Annotated in this window: 19 protein-coding genes; 7 read left to right on the top strand and 12 right to left on the bottom strand. The window is 70.7% G+C overall.

Annotated elements, in window-relative coordinates; genetic code table 11:
* The first annotated feature begins 3 nt into the window (after nt 1–3).
* Nucleotides 4–1,116, top strand: a complete 1,113-nt coding sequence (locus tag QMC84_RS00220; protein ID WP_300370264.1) for an acyl-CoA dehydrogenase family protein — start codon at nt 4–6, stop codon at nt 1,114–1,116.
* Nucleotides 1,117–1,254: 138 nt separating this feature from the next.
* Here QMC84_RS00220 and QMC84_RS00215 read toward each other — a convergent pair whose 3' ends face one another.
* Nucleotides 1,255–2,043 carry a fused MFS/spermidine synthase gene (locus QMC84_RS00215; RefSeq protein ID WP_300370261.1) on the bottom strand — a complete coding sequence of 263 codons (789 nt, stop codon included), beginning with the start codon at nt 2,041–2,043 and terminating at the stop codon, nt 1,255–1,257.
* Nucleotides 2,044–2,065: 22 nt separating this feature from the next.
* Here QMC84_RS00215 and QMC84_RS00210 point away from each other — a divergent pair, with 22 nt between their 5' ends.
* From QMC84_RS00210 to QMC84_RS00200, 3 genes are read left to right on the top strand one after another with little or no spacing between them, the layout of a single operon-like run.
* The gene (locus tag QMC84_RS00210; RefSeq protein WP_300370258.1) at nt 2,066–2,626 is read left to right on the top strand and encodes an AAA family ATPase; all 561 of its coding nucleotides are present in this window, start codon (nt 2,066–2,068) and stop codon (nt 2,624–2,626) included.
* 5 nt (nt 2,627–2,631) lie between these two features.
* The gene (gene cobT, locus QMC84_RS00205) at nt 2,632–3,651 is read left to right on the top strand and encodes a nicotinate-nucleotide--dimethylbenzimidazole phosphoribosyltransferase (RefSeq protein ID WP_300370255.1); all 1,020 of its coding nucleotides are present in this window, start codon (nt 2,632–2,634) and stop codon (nt 3,649–3,651) included.
* Nucleotides 3,644–4,333 carry an adenosylcobinamide-GDP ribazoletransferase gene (locus QMC84_RS00200; protein WP_300370252.1) on the top strand — a complete coding sequence of 230 codons (690 nt, stop codon included), beginning with the start codon at nt 3,644–3,646 and terminating at the stop codon, nt 4,331–4,333. Before cobT ends, QMC84_RS00200 begins: the two co-directional genes overlap by 8 nt.
* A gap of 2 nt (nt 4,334–4,335) precedes the next feature.
* Here QMC84_RS00200 and QMC84_RS00195 read toward each other — a convergent pair whose 3' ends face one another.
* The 5 genes from QMC84_RS00195 to QMC84_RS00175 all read right to left on the bottom strand — a co-directional run bounded on the left by QMC84_RS00195 (nt 4,336) and on the right by QMC84_RS00175 (nt 8,536).
* Complete coding sequence (locus tag QMC84_RS00195; protein WP_300370249.1) at nt 4,336–4,857, bottom strand: bifunctional adenosylcobinamide kinase/adenosylcobinamide-phosphate guanylyltransferase; 522 nt, start codon at nt 4,855–4,857, stop codon at nt 4,336–4,338.
* Nucleotides 4,854–6,341 carry a cobyric acid synthase gene (locus QMC84_RS00190; protein WP_300370246.1) on the bottom strand — a complete coding sequence of 496 codons (1,488 nt, stop codon included), beginning with the start codon at nt 6,339–6,341 and terminating at the stop codon, nt 4,854–4,856. The genes QMC84_RS00195 and QMC84_RS00190 overlap by 4 nt, the downstream gene beginning before the upstream one ends.
* Nucleotides 6,342–6,407: 66 nt before the next feature.
* Entirely contained in the window at nt 6,408–7,160 is a 753-nt protein-coding gene (locus QMC84_RS00185) for a glucose 1-dehydrogenase (RefSeq protein WP_300370243.1), read from the bottom strand.
* 187 nt (nt 7,161–7,347) lie between these two features.
* A complete protein-coding gene (locus QMC84_RS00180; protein ID WP_300370240.1) occupies nt 7,348–8,067 on the bottom strand; it encodes a sulfite exporter TauE/SafE family protein in 720 nt (239 codons plus the stop codon).
* Between the two features lie 70 nt (nt 8,068–8,137).
* Entirely contained in the window at nt 8,138–8,536 is a 399-nt protein-coding gene (locus tag QMC84_RS00175) for a hypothetical protein (RefSeq protein ID WP_300370237.1), read from the bottom strand.
* A gap of 126 nt (nt 8,537–8,662) precedes the next feature.
* Here QMC84_RS00175 and QMC84_RS00170 point away from each other — a divergent pair, with 126 nt between their 5' ends.
* From QMC84_RS00170 to istB, 3 genes are all read left to right on the top strand, one after another.
* Nucleotides 8,663–9,394 carry an AIM24 family protein gene (locus tag QMC84_RS00170; RefSeq protein ID WP_300370234.1) on the top strand — a complete coding sequence of 244 codons (732 nt, stop codon included), beginning with the start codon at nt 8,663–8,665 and terminating at the stop codon, nt 9,392–9,394.
* Nucleotides 9,395–10,347: 953 nt separating this feature from the next.
* A complete protein-coding gene (gene istA / locus QMC84_RS00165) occupies nt 10,348–11,565 on the top strand; it encodes an IS21 family transposase (protein ID WP_300370231.1) in 1,218 nt (405 codons plus the stop codon).
* Nucleotides 11,562–12,371, top strand: a complete 810-nt coding sequence (gene istB, locus QMC84_RS00160; RefSeq protein WP_300370228.1) for an IS21-like element helper ATPase IstB — start codon at nt 11,562–11,564, stop codon at nt 12,369–12,371. The genes istA and istB overlap by 4 nt, the downstream gene beginning before the upstream one ends.
* A 612-nt stretch (nt 12,372–12,983) precedes the next feature.
* Here istB and QMC84_RS00155 read toward each other — a convergent pair.
* The 6 genes from QMC84_RS00155 to QMC84_RS00130 all read right to left on the bottom strand — a co-directional run bounded on the left by QMC84_RS00155 (nt 12,984) and on the right by QMC84_RS00130 (nt 19,269).
* On the bottom strand, nt 12,984–13,745 hold the full coding sequence (locus QMC84_RS00155; protein ID WP_300370225.1) for an IclR family transcriptional regulator: 762 nt from the start codon (nt 13,743–13,745) through the stop codon (nt 12,984–12,986).
* 45 nt (nt 13,746–13,790) lie between these two features.
* A complete protein-coding gene (locus QMC84_RS00150; protein ID WP_300371402.1) occupies nt 13,791–14,765 on the bottom strand; it encodes an ABC transporter ATP-binding protein in 975 nt (324 codons plus the stop codon).
* On the bottom strand, nt 14,734–15,708 hold the full coding sequence (locus QMC84_RS00145) for an ABC transporter ATP-binding protein (protein ID WP_300370222.1): 975 nt from the start codon (nt 15,706–15,708) through the stop codon (nt 14,734–14,736). The genes QMC84_RS00150 and QMC84_RS00145 overlap by 32 nt, the downstream gene beginning before the upstream one ends.
* A complete protein-coding gene (locus QMC84_RS00140; protein WP_300370219.1) occupies nt 15,705–16,511 on the bottom strand; it encodes an ABC transporter permease in 807 nt (268 codons plus the stop codon). The genes QMC84_RS00145 and QMC84_RS00140 overlap by 4 nt, the downstream gene beginning before the upstream one ends.
* A gap of 56 nt (nt 16,512–16,567) precedes the next feature.
* Nucleotides 16,568–17,593 (bottom strand): ABC transporter permease, encoded by a 1,026-nt coding sequence (locus tag QMC84_RS00135; RefSeq protein WP_300370216.1) that lies wholly within the window; start codon nt 17,591–17,593, stop codon nt 16,568–16,570.
* An 83-nt stretch (nt 17,594–17,676) separates the two neighbouring features.
* Nucleotides 17,677–19,269, bottom strand: coding sequence for an ABC transporter substrate-binding protein (locus QMC84_RS00130; RefSeq protein WP_300370213.1), 1,593 nt, complete (start codon nt 19,267–19,269; stop codon nt 17,677–17,679).
* Nucleotides 19,270–19,401: the final 132 nt, after the last annotated feature.

Genomic DNA, 19,401 nt, shown 5'->3' with positions numbered 1-19,401 from the left:
ACCATGGACTTCACCTTCACCCCCGAGCAGGACGAGGCCGCGGAGCTCGCGGCCAGCATCCTGCGGGACCGCACGAACAATGACCGGCTCAAGGCCGTCGAGGCCGGCGGCGACCGTTTCGACCGCGACCTGTGGGCCGAGCTGGGTGCGGCCGGGCTGCTCGGCCTCGCGCTGCCCGAGCGGTACGACGGCGCGGGGCTCGGGCTGGTCGAGCTGTGCCGGGTGCTCGTCGAGGTCGGCCGCACCGTGGCGCCGCTGCCGCTCGCGGCCCACGGCCCGGCGGCGCGGCTGCTCGCCGAGGCCGGGCCGGCGGCCCTGCAGGAGCGCTGGCTGCCCGGCGCCGCCACCGGCGCGCACGTCCTGACCGCCGCGGTCGCCGAGGAGCGTGCCTTCGCCCCGAGCCGCCCCACGACCCGGGCCACGCCCGACGGGGACGGCCACCGGCTCACCGGCAGCAAGGCGATCGTGCCGGCGGGACCGTACGCCGACGCCTTCCTCGTGCCGGCGGAGACCCCGACCGGCACCGGCGTCTACCTGGTCGAGCCCGGCGATCCGGGCGTCACCGTCGTCGCCCAGCGGTTCTCCGACGGCGACGGCGTGGCGCGCCTCGACCTGGACGGCGTCGCCGTCGGGCCGGACCGCGCGGTCGGCGCGGCCGACGGGTCGACCGACCGCCGGCTGCGTCAGCTGCTGCTGCTCGCCGCGAGCGCCGAGCAGCTGGGCATCACCGAGGGCGCGCTTCGGCTCACCTCGACGTACGCGAAGACGCGCGAGCAGTTCGGGCGGCCGATCGGCACCTTCCAGGCGGTCTCCCAGCGCCTGGCCGACGGCTACATCGACGTGCTCGGCCAGCGGCTCACCCTGTGGCAGGCCGCCTGGCGTCTCGAGGAGGGGCTCCCGGCGGAGACCGAGGTCGCGATCGCGAAGCTCTGGGCGGCCGACGCCGGGCACCGGCTCGCGCACACCACCGTGCACTTGCACGGCGGCGTCGGCATCGACCTCGACGGCGAGGCGCACCGCTACTTCACCAGCGCCAAGCGCTTCGAGTTCCTCCACGGCGGCTCGACCGAGCAGGCGCTCACCGTCGGACGGGCCCTGGCCGCCGACCCCGCCTGACCGTCGAGTCGGCGCAAACTGCCCGCTCAGCAACGTCGAGTCGGCGCATCTTGTACGCGAAGCCGGGCAAGATGCGCCGACTCGACCCGCACAGCCGGGCAAGACGCGCCGACTCACCGGGAACGGCTCCCGCGATGCTCAGCCGTCCGGGGCCGGGGACGGCGCGGAGTCGGCATCGGTGAAGGCGGTGCCGCCGCCGAAGCCGTCGCTGACCTGCCGGCCGTCCAGCACCCGGTACGGCGCGGCCGCGCTCGCCGCCCGGGCCGCCAGCGCGTCGGCCGGGACGCTGCCGCGCGAGGCGACCACCACGAGGTTGCCGAGCCGGCGGGCCCGCAGGGTCGCGGGCTCGACTCCCAGGGCCACCGACCCGAACACCTGCCGCAGGCCGGCGACCACCCGCCGGGTCCACCCGAACGGCGCCCGGTCGGTCAGGTTGAGCACCAGGAGCCCGCCCCCGTCGAGCGCCCGCGCGACGTCCTCGAAGAACTCCACCGTGACGAGCTCGGCCGGCACCCGGCCGTCGGAGAACGCGTCGAGCAGGACCAGCTCCGCGTACCCGTCGCGGAGCTCGGCGACGCCGCGCCGACCGTCCACGCCCCGGACCTTGATCCCGCTGCGGCGCGGCAGCGGGAGCTCCCGGCGGACCAGCTCGGTGACCTCGGTCGCCGGCTCCAGGACGACCTGGGCCGAGCCCGGCCGGGTGGCGGCGACGTACCGCGGCAGCGTCATCGCCGCGCCGCCGACGTGCACCACCCGCACCGGCGCCCCGGGCGGGGCTGCGGCGTCGACGACATCGGCGATCCGGCGTACGTAGTCGAAGGCCAGCCGGGTCGGGTCGTCGAGGTCCACGTGCGACTGGCTCCTGCCGGACAGGCGCAGCACGAACGTCGCCGGCCGGTCCCCCGGCACGATCTCGCAGGCCTCCACGCCCGCACCGTACGATGCCGCGGTGCTCAGCGCGTCCGACCCGCTCCCCTACCGGCCCGCGCGGATCGCGGTCGCCGGTGTGTCGGGCTCCGGCAAGAGCACGCTGGCGCGCCAGGTCGCCGCCGTGCTGGGCCTGCCGTACACCGAGATCGACGGCCTGTACCACGGCGCCGGCTGGACGCCGCGGCCTGCGTTCGAGTCCGACGTGGCGGCGTTCCTCGCCGCGGGCCGCTGGGTGACCGAGTGGCAGTACGACGGGGCGCGACCCCTGCTGGCCGAGCAGGCCGACCTGATGGTCTGGGTGGACCTGCCGTTCCGGGTGACGCTGAGCCGGGTGGTGCGCCGCACGGTCCGACGCCGCGTGCGCCGCGAGCAGCTGTGGAACGGCAACCAGGAGGGCCCGCTGCTCGGCTTCGTCACCGACCGCGAGCACATCGTGCGGTGGTCGATCAGCACCCGGCACCTGTACGACGGGCGGGTCCGGGCGGTGGCCGCGGCCCGGCCCGACCTGCCCGTCGTACGGCTGCGCACCCGGGGCGAGGTCGACCGCTGGGTCCGGGACGTGATCGCGCCGTTAGCCTGACGGCCATGCGCGCACCGTCCCCAGAGGCCGCGGCCCTGGCCGCCGCCCGCCTCTCCGACCTGGCCACACCGCCCGGAGCACTCGGTCGGCTCGGCGACCTCGGGGTCTGGCTGTCGGCCTGCCAGGGCGAGGTGCCACCACGGGAGCTGGACCGGGTGCGGCTGGTGATCTTCGCCGGTGACCACGGCGTCGCGCGCCACGGCGTCTCGGCGTACCCGCCCGCGATCACCGCCGCCATGGTGCGGACGTTCGTCGCGGGCCGGGCGGGGGTCAACGCGCTCGCCGCCGCCCACGGGGTCGCGGTCCGGGTCCTCGACCTGGGCGTCGACGACGACCTGGCCGGCGTCCCCGACGACGTACGACGGTTCAAGGTCCGGCGCTCCTCGGGCGCGATCCACCTCGAGGACGCGCTGACCGCCGAGCAGACCCTGGCCGCGCTCGACGCCGGCGCCGCCGTGGCCCGCGAGGAGATCGCCGCCGGCGCCCAGCTGCTGCTGAGCGGCGACATGGGGATCGGCAACACCACGCCGGCCGCGGCGCTGGTGGCGGCCGGGCTGGGCCTGCCTGCCAGCGAGGTCACCGGGCGGGGCACCGGCGTCGACGTGCCCACCCTCGAGCACAAGCAGACGCTGATCGACCAGGCCCTCCACCGCGCCGGAGCCCGCGTGGACGACCCCGTCGAGGCGCTCACCGCGCTCGGCAGCGCGGACCTCGCCGCCAGCACCGGGTACCTCCTCGAGGCGGCGCGCCAGGGGGTGCCGGCGCTCCTCGACGGGCTGATGGCGGTGGCCTGCGCGCTCACTGCGGACCGGCTCGAGCCGGGGGCCGCCGCCTGGTACGCCGCGGGCCACCGCTCCACCGAGCCGGCCCAGTCGCTCGCGCTGGCCAAGTTCGGCCTGGAGCCGGCGCTCGACCTCGGGCTGCGGCTCGGCGAGGGCAGTGGCGCGGTCGCGGCCGTGCCGGTACTGCGCAGCGCGGTCGCCCTGCTGCGCGAGGTGGCGCTGCTCAGCGAGCTCGATGCGTGACGCCTGGCGGCTCGCCGTCGGCACCCTGACCGCCCTGCCGGTGCGCCCGCCCGAGCGGGTCGACCGGACCACCGCGCGCCGCGCGATGCTCCTGGCGCCGGTGGCGGCCGTCCCCCTCGGGCTGCTCGTGGCCCTGGTCCTGGTGGCCGGGCGGACGCTCGAGGTGCCGCCGCTCGCGGTCGGCCTCCTGACGGTGGGGGCGCTGGCCGCCGGCTCCCGCGCGCTGCACTGGGACGGGCTCTCCGACACGGTGGACGGCCTCACGGCGTCGTACGACCCGGTCCGCTCGCTCGCGGTGATGCGGTCGGGCACCAGCGGCCCGGCGGGCGTGCTGGCGACCGTCGTGGTGGCCGGTGTGCAGGCGACGGCGCTCACGGCGTACCTGGATCGGCCGCTCCTCGCCGGCGCGCTGGTGTGCCTGTCCCGCTGCGCGCTGTGGATCGTGTGCTGCACGCGGGTGCCGGCGGCGCGGGCGGACGGTCTGGGTGCCGACGTCGCCCGCACCGTCCCGGTCCCCGTCGCCGTCCTCGGCGGGCTCCTGCTCTCGGTGCTCGGTGGCCTGGTCGTCCTCGTGCTCGTCCACCGTGCCGGACGCCGGTTCGGCGGCGTGACCGGCGACGTGATGGGGGCCGCCGTCGAGCTGGCGCTCGCGACGACGCTGCTCGTCTGGGCGGCCGGTTAGGGCTAGAGGACGAGGACGCGCCCGGCGACGACGAGGTGGACCTCGTCGCAGGCGCGGCCGAAGCGCTGGTTCACGACCCCGAGGAGGTCGCGGAACACGCGCCCGGAGCGGTGCTCGGGGACGATGCCGAGGCCAACCTCGTTGGTGACGAGCACCACCGTGCCGTCCCGGGGCTCGACCAGGGCGGCGAGCGCGTCGGTCACCCGGGCGTCGACGTACGCCGACACCACGTCGGACTCGGCCTCCCAGAGCCCGGCCTCGTCCACCTGCCGGGTCAGCCAGGTGCCGAGGCAGTCCACCAGCACCGGGCCGGGGGTGCGCAGCGCGGCGGCGAGGTCGCCCGTCTCGAGCGTGGTCCACGCCGCGGGACGGCGGGCGCGGTGGGCGGCGACCCGCGCGGCCCAGTCGGCGTCGTCGCGCACCGGCCCCGGGGCGACGTACGTGACGGCGGGCTCGCCGCGGAGCAGCGCCTCGGCGTGGGTGGACTTGCCGGAGCGGACCCCGCCGGTGACCAGGACCCTCACCGGTCGGCGCCCGGCGGCAGCACCGGCAGGCCGTGCGGCGCGCCGTCCGTGGCCAGCGAGGCGATCGCGGTGACGTCGAGGTGCTCCTCGACGAGGTCGGCGAGCAGCTCCAACCGCGTCTCCCGGGCCGCTGCGAAGCTCACGCCGGAAGGCTCCCACAGGTGACCGGTCAGCCGCGCCACCTCGGTGAGGAACGCGGTCCGGAACGCGTCGCCCTCGAGGCTGCCGTGCCACATCGTGCCCAGCACGTGGCCGCTGCGTGCCCCGCCGAGGAACTCCTCCGCGTCGGCGCCTCGGCTGACGACCCCGTGGTGGATCTCGTAGCCGGACGTCGACGAGTCGAGCGCGAGGCCGCGCGAGAGCCGGAGCACCTTCTGCGACGCGAAGTCCGTGCGTACGTCGAGCAGCCCCAGGCCCTCGACCTGGGCGCCCGGCTCACCCTCCACGCCGCCCGGGTCCGACACCGACCGGCCGAGCATCTGGAGGCCTCCGCAGATCCCGAGCACCGGCCGGCCCGCCGCGGCGTGCGCGTGGATCGCCCGGTCCAGCCCCCGCTCGCGCAGCCAGGCGAGGTCCGCGATGGTCGCCCGGGTGCCGGGCAGCACGACCAGGTCGGCGTCCGCGAGTGACCGCGGGTCGGTGGCGAGGACGACGTCGAGGCCGGGCTCGATCCCCAGCGCGTCGACGTCGGTCACGTTGCTGATCCGCGGCAGCCGGACGACCGCGACCTTGAGCGCGGCCCGGCCGTCGCGGGCCCGCCGGCCGGCGAGGTCGAGGGTGCCCTCGGAGTCCAGCCACAGGTCGGGGTGCCACGGCAGCACGCCGTACACCTGCCGGCCGGTGAGCCGCTCCAGCTCCTCGAGGCCCGGCCGCAGCAGGTCGAGGTCGCCGCGGAACTTGTTGACGACGAATCCCGCGAGCAGCCGCTGGTCGGCCGGCTCGAGCAGCGCGACGGTGCCGAACATCGCGGCGAGCAGACCGCCGCGGTCGATGTCCCCGACCACCACGGTGGGCAGGCCGGCATGCCGCGCGAGCCCCATGTTCACGAAGTCGCCGGCCCGCAGGTTGACCTCCGCCGGGCTGCCGGCGCCCTCGGCGACCACGACGTCGTACCGCGACGCCAGGTCGTCGAAGGCGGCGTACGCCGTGTGCGCCAGCGGCTCCCGGCCGTCGGCGAAGTCGTCCGCGCCCAGCGTGCCGGCGGGACGGCCCATCACGACGACGTGGCTGCGCAGGTCGCTCCCGGGCTTCAGGAGCACCGGGTTCATCGCGGCCTCTGGCTCGGTGCTCGCGGCGACGGCCTGCACCCACTGCGCCCGCCCGATCTCCGCGCCGTCGGCGCAGACCATCGAGTTGTTCGACAGGTTCTGCGCCTTGAACGGCGCGACCTTGACTCCCGCCCGCGCCAGCGAGCGGCACAGTCCGGTGGTGACGACGCTCTTGCCGGCGTCCGAGCTCGTGCCCGCGACCAGGATCCCGCTCATGGGCAGACCAGCATAGGTGTCTGCGAGCAGGCCCCTGGCCGCGGGTGCCGGACCGGCGGGCCAGCGTCAGCGGGCCATGTACCCGCCGTCGATGTAGAGCTCGAGCCCGGTGACGAACGCGGCGTCGTCGCTGGCCAGGTACGCCACGCCGGCCGCGATGTCCTCGGGGCGGCCGAGCCGGGCCATCGGGGTCAGCTGCACCATGCCGTCCCAGATCGGGGTGTCGCGGGACTCCTCGAGGATCGGGGTGGCGATGAAGCCGGGGTGGATCGAGTTCACCCGGACGCCCTCGGTCGCCCAGTGCAGCGCGACGTTCTTCGTCAGCGTCCGCACCGCGCCCTTGGCCGCGTGGTAGGCCGGCGAGACGCCGAACCCGCCGCTGGTGCCGAAGATCGAGCTGATGTTGATGACCGAGGCGTGCTCGGACCGCTTGAGGTACGGCGCGGCGATCTTCATGCCCAAGAAGACGCCGGTCTGGTCGATGGCGACCGTCCGGTCCCACTCGGCCAGGGTGGTCTCCTCGATCGGCTTGATGTCGCCCATGCCCGCGTTGTTGACGAGGATGTCGACGCCACCGAGGTCCTCGGACGCCTTGGCCATCGCGGCCTCCCAGTCGGCCTCGCTGGTGACGTCGTGGCGGATGAACGCGGCGCGCCCCCCGGCCTCCTCGATCTCCTTGACCGTGGCCTCGCCGGCCTCGACCTGGATGTCGGTGATCAGCACGGCCGCACCCTCCTCGGCCAGGCGCTTCGCGGTCTCCTTGCCGATCCCGCTCGCTGCGCCGGTGACGATCGCGACGCGACCCTCCAGTCTCCTCATGATCTGCACCCTTCTGTGAGTTCGGTACGTCGGTGTCGATCGGTGTCGATCGGTGTCGTGAGCGGGCGGTCCCTCCCGCCTCGGCCGCCGTCCGCCCGGTCCACGGGTGGGTGGTGGTCGTCGCTCCGCGATGTTGTTGATATGTCAACTATATCGAACCACGCCCTATTCCGCATCCCGCCGTCGACTAGGTGACCGCAGCCAGGAGCACCGAGGCCGCGGTGAGCACCAACCCGCCCACGATCACGGGCCGCAGCCGGGCGGCCGGGATCCGGTGGAACACCGCGTCGCCCAGCCGCCAGCCGGCCGGGAGTCCCACGACGCCCGAGGCGATCAGGAGCGCGACCTCGCGGTCGACGTACCCGAGCACGAGGAACGCCGCGACCGCCACCACGTCCTGGACGGCGAACACACCCTGCAGCGTGGCTCGGTAGCCGCGGCGCTCGCGGTCCATCAGCGCCATCACCAGGGGCGGCCCGTTCATGCCGGTCGAGGTGAGCAGCGCGCCACTGAGCAGTCCGGCCACCGGCAGTCCGCGGGCCCCGATCCGGACCCCGGCCGCCACGAGCAGCACCATCACCAGCATCGACCCCGCGATCCACGCCTGGAGCCGCGACTCGTCGGCCAGGGCCAGGAGGACCAGCCCGAGCGGCATCCCCAGGACGCCGGTCAGCGTCAGGGTGCGTGCGGAGGCGAGGTCGACGTACGACCGCTCCCGCCAGGCCGCACCGCTGGTCAGCACCAGGCTGACGGCCGTCGCGGCGACCACCGCCGCGATCGGGTGCACCACCAGCGTCAGGAGCGGTACGGCGACCAGCGCCGATCCGAAGCCGGTGATCGCCTGCGCCATCGCCGCCAGCACGAACACGGCCGCCGCGACGCCGGCGACCAGCAGCAGGTCGGTCACCGGCGAAGGCTACGACCGCGCGACCAACGCGGGTCGGCGACCTCGCGCCGCCACTGCGCCCCGGTCAGCGTCAACTGTCCTCGGCCTTGTTCAGCCACGACGGCGGCGGAGGAGGCGGTACCACGGGCGTGCCGGACTGCGTCTCGGCCGGGCCCGACGGCGCAGCCGGCGTCACCCCACTCGGGGGCGGCGTCGTGGCGGCCGCGGGCGGCGGCGTGGTCTGCAGCACCAGCGCCGGCAGGGTCCCGGCCCGTTCGTGCTCGCCCAGCGCGGCCACCAGCCGGTCCCGCTCACCCTCCGGCGCCGGTCGGCCTGCGGCCTCGAGATAGGCGACGACCCCCAGATCACGGAGCAGCCTCTCCGGCGAGACCGCCGCGCCGGGGCCGCCGAGGCCCGAGTTCGCCAGCGCCGTGTCGGCCTTCGCGGCGAGCTCGTTGGCCGCCGCCTTCGCCTTGTCCAGGAATCCCATCTCGGTGCCCTCCCTGAGCCCTTCGTCGGGGTGCTCCCCCGTTCGGCAGCGTACGCCGGACGGCGCTCGTAGAGTGCGAAACAGGACGTCGCCGGCGCGAAGCCGACGGCCTCAGAAGGAGTCGAGATGCCGCTGCACGGAACCCTGCTGGAGGAGTTCGAGGAGAAGTCGTCGACCGACCCGTTCTCCCTGCAGAACAAGAAGCTTCTGAAGATCGACATGGGCTACGGCCCGGTGTGGGCCAAGACCGGCTCCATGGTCGCCTACCAGGGCGACGTCCGGTTCGAGAACAAGGGGTCCGGCGGTCTGGGCAAGATGTTGAAGCAGGCGGTGACCGGCGAGGGCGTCGACATGATGCAGTGCACCGGCACCGGTGAGCTGTTCGTCGCCGACTTCGCCTCCGACGTCCAGATCCTCTACCTCGAGAACGACCTGGTGTCGGTCAACGGGGCCAGCGTGCTCGCCTTCTCCTCCTCCATCGAGTGGGAGATCCACCGGGTGCAGGCCCGGGGCGCCGCGATGACCGGCGGGCTCTACAACGTGTCGCTGCGCGGAACCGGCTACGTCGCGGTCACCACGAGCGGCGAGCCGGTGGCCCTCGACGTCGCGAGCGCGCCCACCTTCGCCGACGCGCAGGCGGTCGTGCTGTGGACCTCCGGGGTGTCCATGGACATCCGGGTCGACACCGGCGGCATGAAGTCGCTGGTCCGCGGGGGCACCGGCGAGACCTTCCAGATGGCGTTCGGCGGACAGGGGTACGTCGTCGTCCAGCCGAGCGAGTCCGTGGTCACCGGCGGCCACCAGGCGGCCGCCGGCAAGAGCAGCGGCGGCGGGCTGGGCGGCCTGCTCGGCGGCTGACGCGTCCCGCGGACGCCCACCGGCACGCCGGTACCGACCCCGCTCTCCGCAGAGCGGAGCCGGCGGCGTCCGGCTCCGCGGCGACGTCGAACGGATCGCGCAGCCGTGCCAACGCGTCCAGGAGCACCTCTGCCGGTACGCGGCCCGCCCGGTGGCAGGTCTGGTGCGAGGCCACGCCCGACGATCCGGGGATCGGCCTGCCGCGGCGAGCCGAGCGAGAAGTGCGGTGCTGGGGATGAGCCAGGTCGCTCCCAGGCACCGCACTTCCCGCCGGGCGCGGGCGACTGGCCCGTGAGCCGACCGGAACCGACCCCGAGCACCCAACGGACCCACCAACAGACCCTCGAAATGAACGACACCCGGACCTGCATTCGCAGGTCCGGGTGTCGCCGATGTCCTGAGACATCACACGGTCGGGCTGACAGGATTTGAACCTGCGACCCCTTGTCCATGCCCAGAGGCAACGACAGACCTGCCGTCGTTTGCAGAAACATGCGCTGACCTGCGCAAACACCTGGTCGAAGCGATCCGGATCTTGCTCGAACTTGACCTCGAGAGCGAACTTCTGACCGAATAAATGGGGAATATGTGCGGCACGCATCTGCGCCCCACAGCACACCAAACGACGACCCATTTCGACGAGATCTACGACGATCGCAGAACGGACAGCGTGGATGTTCGGACGCGACTCTGGTCGCACTCCCCGACTCTTCCACCATCTGACAACCTAACAGCGCCTGGTGCGAGCGGGATCGACCCGGCCGAACGCCCGGCGGTCCGTGATCGACAGCGTCACTTCGGCCCAGACATACGCACCGGGTCGTCACGAGCTCGAGTTGCCACTCGAGTTGCCAACCGACCACGCTCGTTGAATCTTCGTGTTCGTGTCGATGACGGTTGAAAACTGAGCAGATGTGACGCTCGAAAAGTGAGCACCAACCCACGATGGGAAAGTGATCACTTTGGAAGACTGGGCATTGATCCGCAGGCTGCATGTGAGTGAGAAGTTGCCGAAGGCGCAGATCGCCAGGGAGCTCGGGATCTCGAGGAACACGGTCGCCAAGGCGATCGCGTCGGTGGATCCGCCGGAGTACTCGCGGGCACCGGTGACGACGAGCTTTGAACCGTTCGAGGTCCAGGTCCGACAGTTGCTCAAGGCGACGCCCTCGATGCCGGCGACGGTGTTGGCCGAGCGGGTCGGCTGGGCAGGGTCAGCGACGTGGTTCCGTCAGAACGTCGCATTGATCCGGCCTGACTATGCGCCGACCGATCCAGCCGATCGGATCGTCTATCACCCCGGCGACCAGGTCCAGTGCGACCTGTGGTTTCCCGAACCACGGATCCCGGTCGAGGGCAGCCTGGTGATGTTGCCGGTGCTGGTGATGGTCACGTCGTTCTCCAAGTTCATCACCGCGGTGATGATCCCGTCCCGGACGACCGCGGACCTGCTTGCCGGGATGTGGGCTTTGCTGTCCCAGCAGCTGGGTGCGGTCCCGCGCCGGTTGATCTGGGACAACGAGACCGGCATCGGTCGCCGCAACCGGCTCGCGGCCGGGGTCGGTGGGTTCGCTGGGGCGTTGGCGACCAAGATCCACCAGCTCAAGGCGTATGACCCGGAGTCCAAGGGCGGGGTCGAACGGATGAACGGCTACTTTGAGACCTCGTTCCTGCCCGGCCGGGACTTCGAGTCGCCGGGCGACTTCAACACCCAGATGGGTATCTGGTTGCCCAGAGCCAACTCCCGCACCGTCCGGGCGCTCAAGGCCCGCCCGGTGGACCTGCTGGGTATCGACAAGGCTGCAATGCTCGCGCTGCCTCCGGTCGCGCCGGCCCATGGGTTCGCTGCTCGGGTCCGGTTGCCCCGGGATTACTACGTCCGGGTCTTCGGCAACGACTACTCCGTCCATCCCACCGCGATCGGGCGGATGGTCGACGTGGTCGCCGACTTGGATCTGGTCATCGTCCGGCTCGAAGGTCGTGTCATCGCCGACCATCCACGCGCATGGGGCACCGCCTTGACGATCACCGACCCCGACCATGTCAGCGCAGCAGCCAGGCTGCGGGACGCCTTCCAAACACCTCGAGGGATGCCGACTGAGGCGGCTGTGGTGCTGCGAGACCTCGCCGACTATGACTCCGCGTTCGGCGTCAACATCGAGGTTGCGTCATGACACCCACCGCGAAGGCGACCAAGGACGCCGAGAGGATCACCAAGCAGATCGACTTCCTCGCCCGGGCGTTGAAGGCACCCCGGATCCGGGAGGCAGCAACCCGGCTCGGTGACCAGGCCCGCGACGCAGGCTGGTCTCATGAGGAGTACCTGGCCGCGGTGTTGGACCGCGAGGTATCCGCCCGTGACGCCTCCGGTGCACAGTTGCGGACCAGTGCGGCAGGGTTCGGGACGGCCAAGACGATCGAGGACTTCGTCTTCGACCACCAGCCAGGGCTCAAGCGCGACCTCATCGCGCATCTGGCCACCGGCACGTTCCTGACCAAGGCCGAGAACGTGGTCCTGCTCGGACCACCCGGGACGGGCAAGACCCACCTCGCGATCGGGCTCGGCATCAAAGCCGCCCAAGCAGGACACCGGGTCCTGTTCGCCACCGCCACTGAGTGGGTCACCCGGTTGCAAACCGCCCACCACGACGGCCGCCTGGCCGAGGAGCTCACCCGGCTCAGCCGCTACGGACTCCTCATCGTCGACGAGGTCGGCTACATCCCCTTCGAGCAAGACGCCGCGAACCTGTTCTTCCAGCTCGTCTCGTCCCGCTACGAACACGCCTCGCTGATCCTGACCAGCAACCTGCCCTTCGCCCGCTGGGGCGACGTGTTCGGAGACCAGGTCGTCGCCGCAGCCATGATCGACCGCATCGTCCACCACGCCGAGGTCATCACCCTCAAGGGCTCATCCCACCGGCTCCGAAACACCGGGATCGACACCCTGCCCTCAGCACGAGCCGAGAACACGGCACACTGAAGACCTGCTCACTTTTCGAGCGTCGAAAGTGCTCACTTTCCGAGCGTCAGCGACACTCCCTTCATTGTGACCCCGTGCCCCGAGAGTCGTCCGGAGGCGCGGCTTCTCGGCGAGGTGCTGCGCCCGCTCATATCAAGCATTCTGACGTTCGCAGGAGGAACCTCGATTGACGACGGTCCAGGTCAGGGACTTCGTCCCTCCAACAGGTCCCACAAGGCCGTCCGATGATTCTCCCCCGCGCAGGTATATCCCGTACTGATCCGAGACGCAGAAGCACTCCCCCAGTCTCAGTTCACACGGCGGAGTCGGATCGATACGCGCCGGGGATTTGAACCGGAACCCTCTGGACGCCCTCGAGGGTCGCGAATGCTATTGGCAAGACACGGAAACTGCCGAATACCTCGATGTGACAAGGGAATCGCCCTTGCTTCCAGACCTCAGGAGACCCGTCGGCTGCCGAATGGGTTCTGAGTGTTTGTGGACCGTAAATGGACGCGGATCCAATCCCGCAGCCGAGCCCCCGTCTCACTCGCCTGCGCCGCGCGCCTGGGAGCCTCTCACCACAGGGGTCCGTCCACGTCCCACTGGGACCGAACGCTCTACGCCGGAGCGTCAAACGCTGACTGGAGCGGCGCCGCCCAAACTCGCGCTGATCCGGCCGGTGACGTCGAGCAGGAGGCTGACGTGGGACCGGAGCTGCTTGGCGCTGAGCCTGCTGGTCGGGACCGACACACTGACCGCCGCCATGATCTCGTGGTCAGGCCCGAACACGGGCGCGGCGATGCACCGCACACCATCTTCGTGCTCCTCCTCGTCCCAGCCCCAGCCCCGACCCCGGATGTCCGCACCCGCATCGACCAAGTCTTCACGGTCGACAATGGTCCGGTCGGTGAATCGCCGCAGCTCAAGAGCGGGCCAGTCCTCGACGGGTGTGTACGCCAGCAGCACCTTTCCCACTCCGGTGCAATGCAGCGGCGCCCGCGCCCCGATGCGCGAGTACATCCGCACCGGGTGCACGCTCTCGACCTTGTCGAGATACACCATCTCGGTACCGTCCATCACCCCGAGGTGCACCGTCTCCTTGGTTCCGGAGCCGAGCCGGTCCAGCTGGGGACGGGCCACCTTCCGGATATCGAGGTCGTCCAGGATCGAGTTCGAGAGCCCGACGAGCCGCAGGCCGAGGGAGAACACCGGGAGGTCCCCCTCGCGGCGCACCCAACCGTACCTTTCGAGCAACTGCAGCGTGCGGAGGACAGTCGACTTGTGCGTGCCAAGCACTTCAGCCAGCTCCCCCAGGCGCTGCGGCCGCTTCGAGAGCTCCTCGATGAGGAGCACTGCGCGCTCCAAGCTCTGACTCAAATGACAACCTCCCATCGACGTCGCACAAGTGTACTGGCCAGGCGGAGCACCGAGCCGCTGTTAGGGACGTCCGTCGGAACCGACGACTCCCAAGTGCTCAGGGCGCGACGCCACCGCGAAGCATTCGGCAGCGTGGTCGGGAGCCAGTGGCTCCAGCTGAGGCTGCGTCGTGCGGCACCGGTCGTGCACGAGCGGGCACCGGCTCTGGAACGAGCACCCGGTGGGCAAGTCCGACGCGCTGGGAGTCTCGCCCCGCAGGGGTACGACACGCTTGCGCCGCCGCGGGTCCGGGACCGGCGCCGCAGCAAGCAGCGCCCTCGTGTAGGGGTGCTGCGGGTTCTCGAACAGCTCTTCGGTGGGCGCGACCTCGACGATCCTCCCGAGGTACATCACCGCCACCCGGTGAGCGATCCGCCGCACCGTGGTGAGGTCGTGGCTGATGAAGAGGTAGCCCACCTGCCGTTCCTGTTGCACTCGTTCCAGCAGCGCCACCACGCGCGACCGCACCGACTGGTCGAGGCTGGCCGTCGGCTCGTCCAGGACGACGAGCTCGGGGTCGCAGATCAGGGCACGTGCGATGGCGACCCGCTGCTGCTGGCCGCCCGAGAGCTCACGCGGGCGTCGCGCGCGGTACTCCGGCCCGAGCCCGACGGTCCTCAGCGCCTCGACCACACGGTCCTCGATGTCGCGCCCGCCAACGAGGAGGCGCGCGGGCTCGGCGACCGTCCTGGCAACGGTGAAGTGCGGGTTGAGCGACTGGTCCGGGTGCTGGAACACCATCTGGGCCCGTCGGCGGACCTCACGGTCGTGCACCCGGGCGTGCAGGTCCTCGCCGGCCAGGCTGACGGACCCGCTGGTCGGCTGAGCAAGCCCCACCACGATGCGGGCGGTCGACGACTTGCCGCATCCCGACTCTCCGACCAGGGCCAGGGTCTCGCCTGCCGCCACGTCAAGACTGACCCCTCGGACCGCCGGGAGGGCGCGGGCTCCGGATCCGTAGGTCTTATGCAAGTTGCGAACGCTGAGCAGCGACATCGTCTTCCTCCTCACCGAGGAAACATGAGTAGAGGTGCTGGGGTCCTGCCTGGAAGAGTTGCGGGAAGTCGGAACAGCGCTCGAAGGCGTGCGCGCACCGGTGCGCGAACCGGCAACCCGGGAGCGAGAAGTCAACGCCCGCCTCCTCCGTGCTGGTCAGCCGGCTGCTCTCCTGCGGGCTGAGAGACTCCAGGAGGAACCGGGTGTAGGGATGACGCGGTTGCTCGAAGGTCTCGATCGTGGTCCCGGTCTCCATGAGCTGCCCGGCGTACAGCACCGAGACGCGGTCACACATCTCCGCCACCGCGCCGAGATCGTGCGTGATGAACAAGACCCCGCAATTCGTCTCCTCGACCAGTTCCCGCAGCAGGTCGAAGATCTGGGCCTGCACGGTGACGTCGAGCCCGGTGGTCGGCTCGTCGGCGATGAGCACGCGCGGCCGGTACGCGAGCGCCATGGCGATCACAACTCGCTGGCACATGCCACCGGAGAGCTGGTGAGGATAGGAACCTGCGACTCGCTCGGCGCCGGGGATGCCGACCCTGCGCAGCAGGGCAACCGTCTCCGTCGTCGCCTCGCCCTTCGACTTGCCGCGGACCTTGGTCAGCACTCGGCGAACCTGATGGCCGACCTTCATCGTCGGGTTCAGCGCGCCCCGGGGGTTCTGGAAGACCATCGTGAGGTCACCGACCTGTCGCGTCACTCCGCGACGGCTGGCGTCCAACACCGTCCGGCCCCCGATCGCGGCCGTCCCGCCGCGCAGCTCGACCGACGGCGGGAGCAGCCCGAGCAGCGCCAGCGAGGCCATGGTCTTGCCGGAGCCGGACTCCCCGACCACGCCCTGGATCTCGCCAGGTTGCAGGGACAGCGTCACGTCGCGAAGCAGCAGTTCCTCCTTGCCGGCGATGCCGACGCTCAGACCACGGACGTCGAGGAGACTCATCGCTTCTCTCCCTGCAGGTCGTCGCCGATCAGCTGGAAGGCCAGCGCCAGCGCCACGATGAGGGCGCCGGGGAAGAGCGCGGTCCACCAGGCTCCGGTCATGACGTCGTTGGCGCCCTCGGCGACCATGACTCCCCACTCCGCGGTCGGGGGTTGGATCCCGATTCCCAGGAAAGCCAGGCCGGCCACGTCGAGGACGGCCCACCCAGCCACCAGCGCGGCCTGCGTGTACGCCGGTGTCAGGCTGTTGGGCAGCACGTGGCGGAAGGCAATCTGCCATCGGCCGTTGCCGGCGAGCGTCGCCGCGTCGACGTACTCGCGCTCCCGCTCGGCGAGAGCCCGCGCTCGGACCAGTCGGATGAAGTACGGCGTGTACGCGATCGCCACAGCGATCACGACGTTCGGGATGCTGTCGCCGAGTGCGGCGACCAGGATCAGCGCCAGGACGAAGCCGGGGAAGGCGAGAACGACGTCGGTGACTCGCATGACCACCTCGTCGAAGGCCCCGCCGAAGTAGCCCGCGACCACCCCGATGAGGGATCCGGCGATGGCCGCGATGAGGGCGATCACGATGCCTACGACGACGTCGAGCCGGGCGGCGATCACTGCCCTGGTGAACACGTCCCGCCCGAAACGGTCGGTGCCGAAGTAGTGCTCGGAGCTGGGCGGGGCGAGCGCGTCACTCGGGGACGTGCTCAGCGGGTCACCCACGAACAGCGGGCCGAAGATCGCCGTCAGCGCGTAGACCGACATGATCACGACCCCGATGCTGGCCATCGGGTAGCGCCGGAGGAGCGAGAGCACCTGCGCGTTTCTTCCCCGTGGCCGGGAGACGCTGGCCGCGGCGACAACTGGAGAACTCATGACTTGGCTCTCGCTCCAATACGTATCCGTGGGTCGACGAGCCCGTACAGCACGTCGATCAGTACGTTCAGCAGCACATAGAGGACCCCGACGAGGATCACGAACCCCTGCAGTGCCTCGAGGTCGTTGTTCTGGATCGACTGGTAGGCATAGCGCCCGATCCCCGGCCAGGCGAACAACGTCTCAACGATGATGTTGCCTCCGAGCATGTAGCCGAAGACGATCCCGATCGCGGTGATCACCGGCAGCATCGCGTTGCGGAAGCCGTCGCGGACCAGGACGTCGCGCTCCTTTATGCCCATGGCCCGGGCGGTCCTCACGTAGTCCGAGCGCAACGTCTCGATCATCGACTGGCGCACCATCTTCATCACCGGCGCCACCAGGACGACGGTGAGAGTCAGGACCGGCAGCATAAGGGAACGGGCCGCGGTCCACGCCAGGTCGGGCTGCCCGGTCAGCAGAGCGTCGACGGTGAACAGCCCAGTGAGGTGCGGCGGCGGCTCCGCAGCGACCGGCAGCCGGTCGATGGGGGCCGGGAACCAGCCCAGCCGCGAGTAGAAGAAGTAGATCAGCAGCAGCCCCAGCCAGAACAGCGCCATGGAGGAGCCCATGATCACCCCGGCGCGCGTGAACCGGTCGATCCACCCGCCTTGGCGCGACGCAGCGACGATCCCCATCGGGATGCCGATCAGGCACGCCAGGAAGACGGCGTAGAGACCCAGCTCGAGCGAAGCAGGGAGCCGCTGAAGGAGTTCCGCAGTCACCGATCCGTTTGAGACGGTCGACGTGCCGAGGTCGCCCTGGATCACGCCGGACAGGTACGTCCAGAACTGCTCGAGCAGTGAGTCATTGAGGCCGTACTGCTCGCGAACCTCGGCCAGGCGCGCCGCGTCGGCGTACGGTCCGGCCCTGAGCACGGCTGCGTCCCCGGGAAGGATCCGCACGACGAAGAAGACCACAACGACGATGCCGAACAACGTCAGCGCCGTCGTTGCCGCCCGGCGAGTCAGGTATCGAGTCATGGCTTCCTCCAGTGTTGCCGTCTAACGGGTGACCGAGGGCTCCGGGCTGCGCGCCGAATTCGACGGGCAGCCCGGAGCGGCGGTCACTCGGACTTGCTGAGGTGTTCGAAGCGCAAGGTCTGGTCGAACGGCCTGGTCACGCCGGTGACGCCCTGCCGCGCGGCCACGATGTAGTCGGCCGAGTAGAGGAACGCCCACGGGGCCTCCTCGATCGCAATCTCCTGCGCCTGCCGTGAGATCTCCGCACGCTTCTCGGGGTCGAGTTCGAAGGTGCCCTCCTCGAGGAGCGCGTCGAACTCGGGGTTGCTGTAGTCGGCGTAGTTGGTGAACGCACCGCTCTTCAGCAGGAAGCTCATCTGGAAGAAGGGATCCTCACCCCACGAGAACCAGTCGTGCAGGAACATCGGCAGGGAGTGCTCGTTGAGCCTCTGGAAGTAGACCGCGTCGGGAACGCGCTCGATCGTCACGTCGATGCCGATCTCGCGCAGGGCGTCCTGGATGAAGACCGCCGCTTCGGCATCCTGAGGGATGGCCTGGCGGACGACGAACTCGGTGCTGAGGTTCGTCGCGCCGGCCTCCGCGAGGAGCTCCTTGGCCTTCTCGACGTTGGTCTCGTAGGGCCACAGCTCCTCGCCGGCCGAGGAGCTCATCGCCGGCGGCACCGGGCCCTTGGCCAACGACGCGTAGCCGTACTGCACCTTGTCGATGATGTCCTGGTAGGGGATGGCGTAGGAGATCGCCTGGCGGACGCGCTCGTCGTCGAACGGCGCGATCTTGTTGTTCATGCCGAGGTAGGTAATACGGCTTGAGGGCAACCGGAACACGTTGAGCGCGGGGTCCTCCTCCAGCTGCGGGACTAGCCGCGGCGGGATGCTGTCCACGAGGTCGACGTCGCCACTGCGCAGGAGCAGGACCCGCTGGTCCGGGTCAGGCACGACGCGCAGCCGCACGCCGCCGTTCTTCACCTCGTCGGCCCCCCAGTAGTTCGGGTTGGGCTCGAGCACGGTCTCGCGACCGCGAGCCACCTCGGCGACCTGGTAGGCGTCGGAGGGGGTGACGTTGTCCTTCATCCACTCGGTGGCCCACGGGTCGTCCTCGGTGGCGTGCTTTTCGGCCTCGGCGGAGTTGATCGCGCCGAAGACCTGGAAAGTCATGAACCGCTCGAACAGGGGGCTCTTGAACGAGGGACGCAGGACCACGGTGTGGTCGTCCGGAGTCTCAATCTGCTCCGGCTTGTCGATCCCCACGAACGGCAGGAGCGCCGTGATGTAGCCGGGGCCGAGCATCGCGCGCTCGAAGGTGTACTTGACGTCCGCGGAAGTCACAGGAGTGCCGTCCGCGAACTCGGCGTCGGTGCGGAGGTTGAACACCGCCTCCCGTCCGTCCTCGCTGATCTCCCAGGTCTCGGCGAGGCCACCTTCGTACTCGTCGGTGCCCTGGAGCGCGCCGTCAACCTCCTCGAACTGCTGGCGCAGCAGCGGGGCGTAGACGTTCGCGGTGACCACGTAGGCCGCATCGGTCCGGAACATGTGCGGGTCGAGAAGGTCGATGTCCGATCCGAGCGCGACGTTCACCACCGCGTCCGGGTCGGCCTGTCCGTCGCCCGTGCCGGGCGACGAATTCGGGTCCGTGGCGGAACAGCCGGCCACCAGGGCGCCGGTCAACACCAGGGACATGAGTCCGAGTCCCCGGACTCTCCTTGCTTTCTTCTTCATGCGGTCCTCCGATCCCTCGTTGCGCAATTGGCAACGGCGTTGTGAAAGCATCATGCTGGTGTTCGGCCGTGTCAAGGGCCTGTCCGTGGTTCT

It is taken from the genome of Nocardioides sp., assembly GCF_030019515.1.
Taxonomy (GTDB): Bacteria; Actinomycetota; Actinomycetes; order Propionibacteriales; family Nocardioidaceae; genus Nocardioides.
The sequence above is the reverse complement of the archived record's forward strand: the minus strand, read 5'-3'. Positions and strand labels throughout refer to the sequence as shown.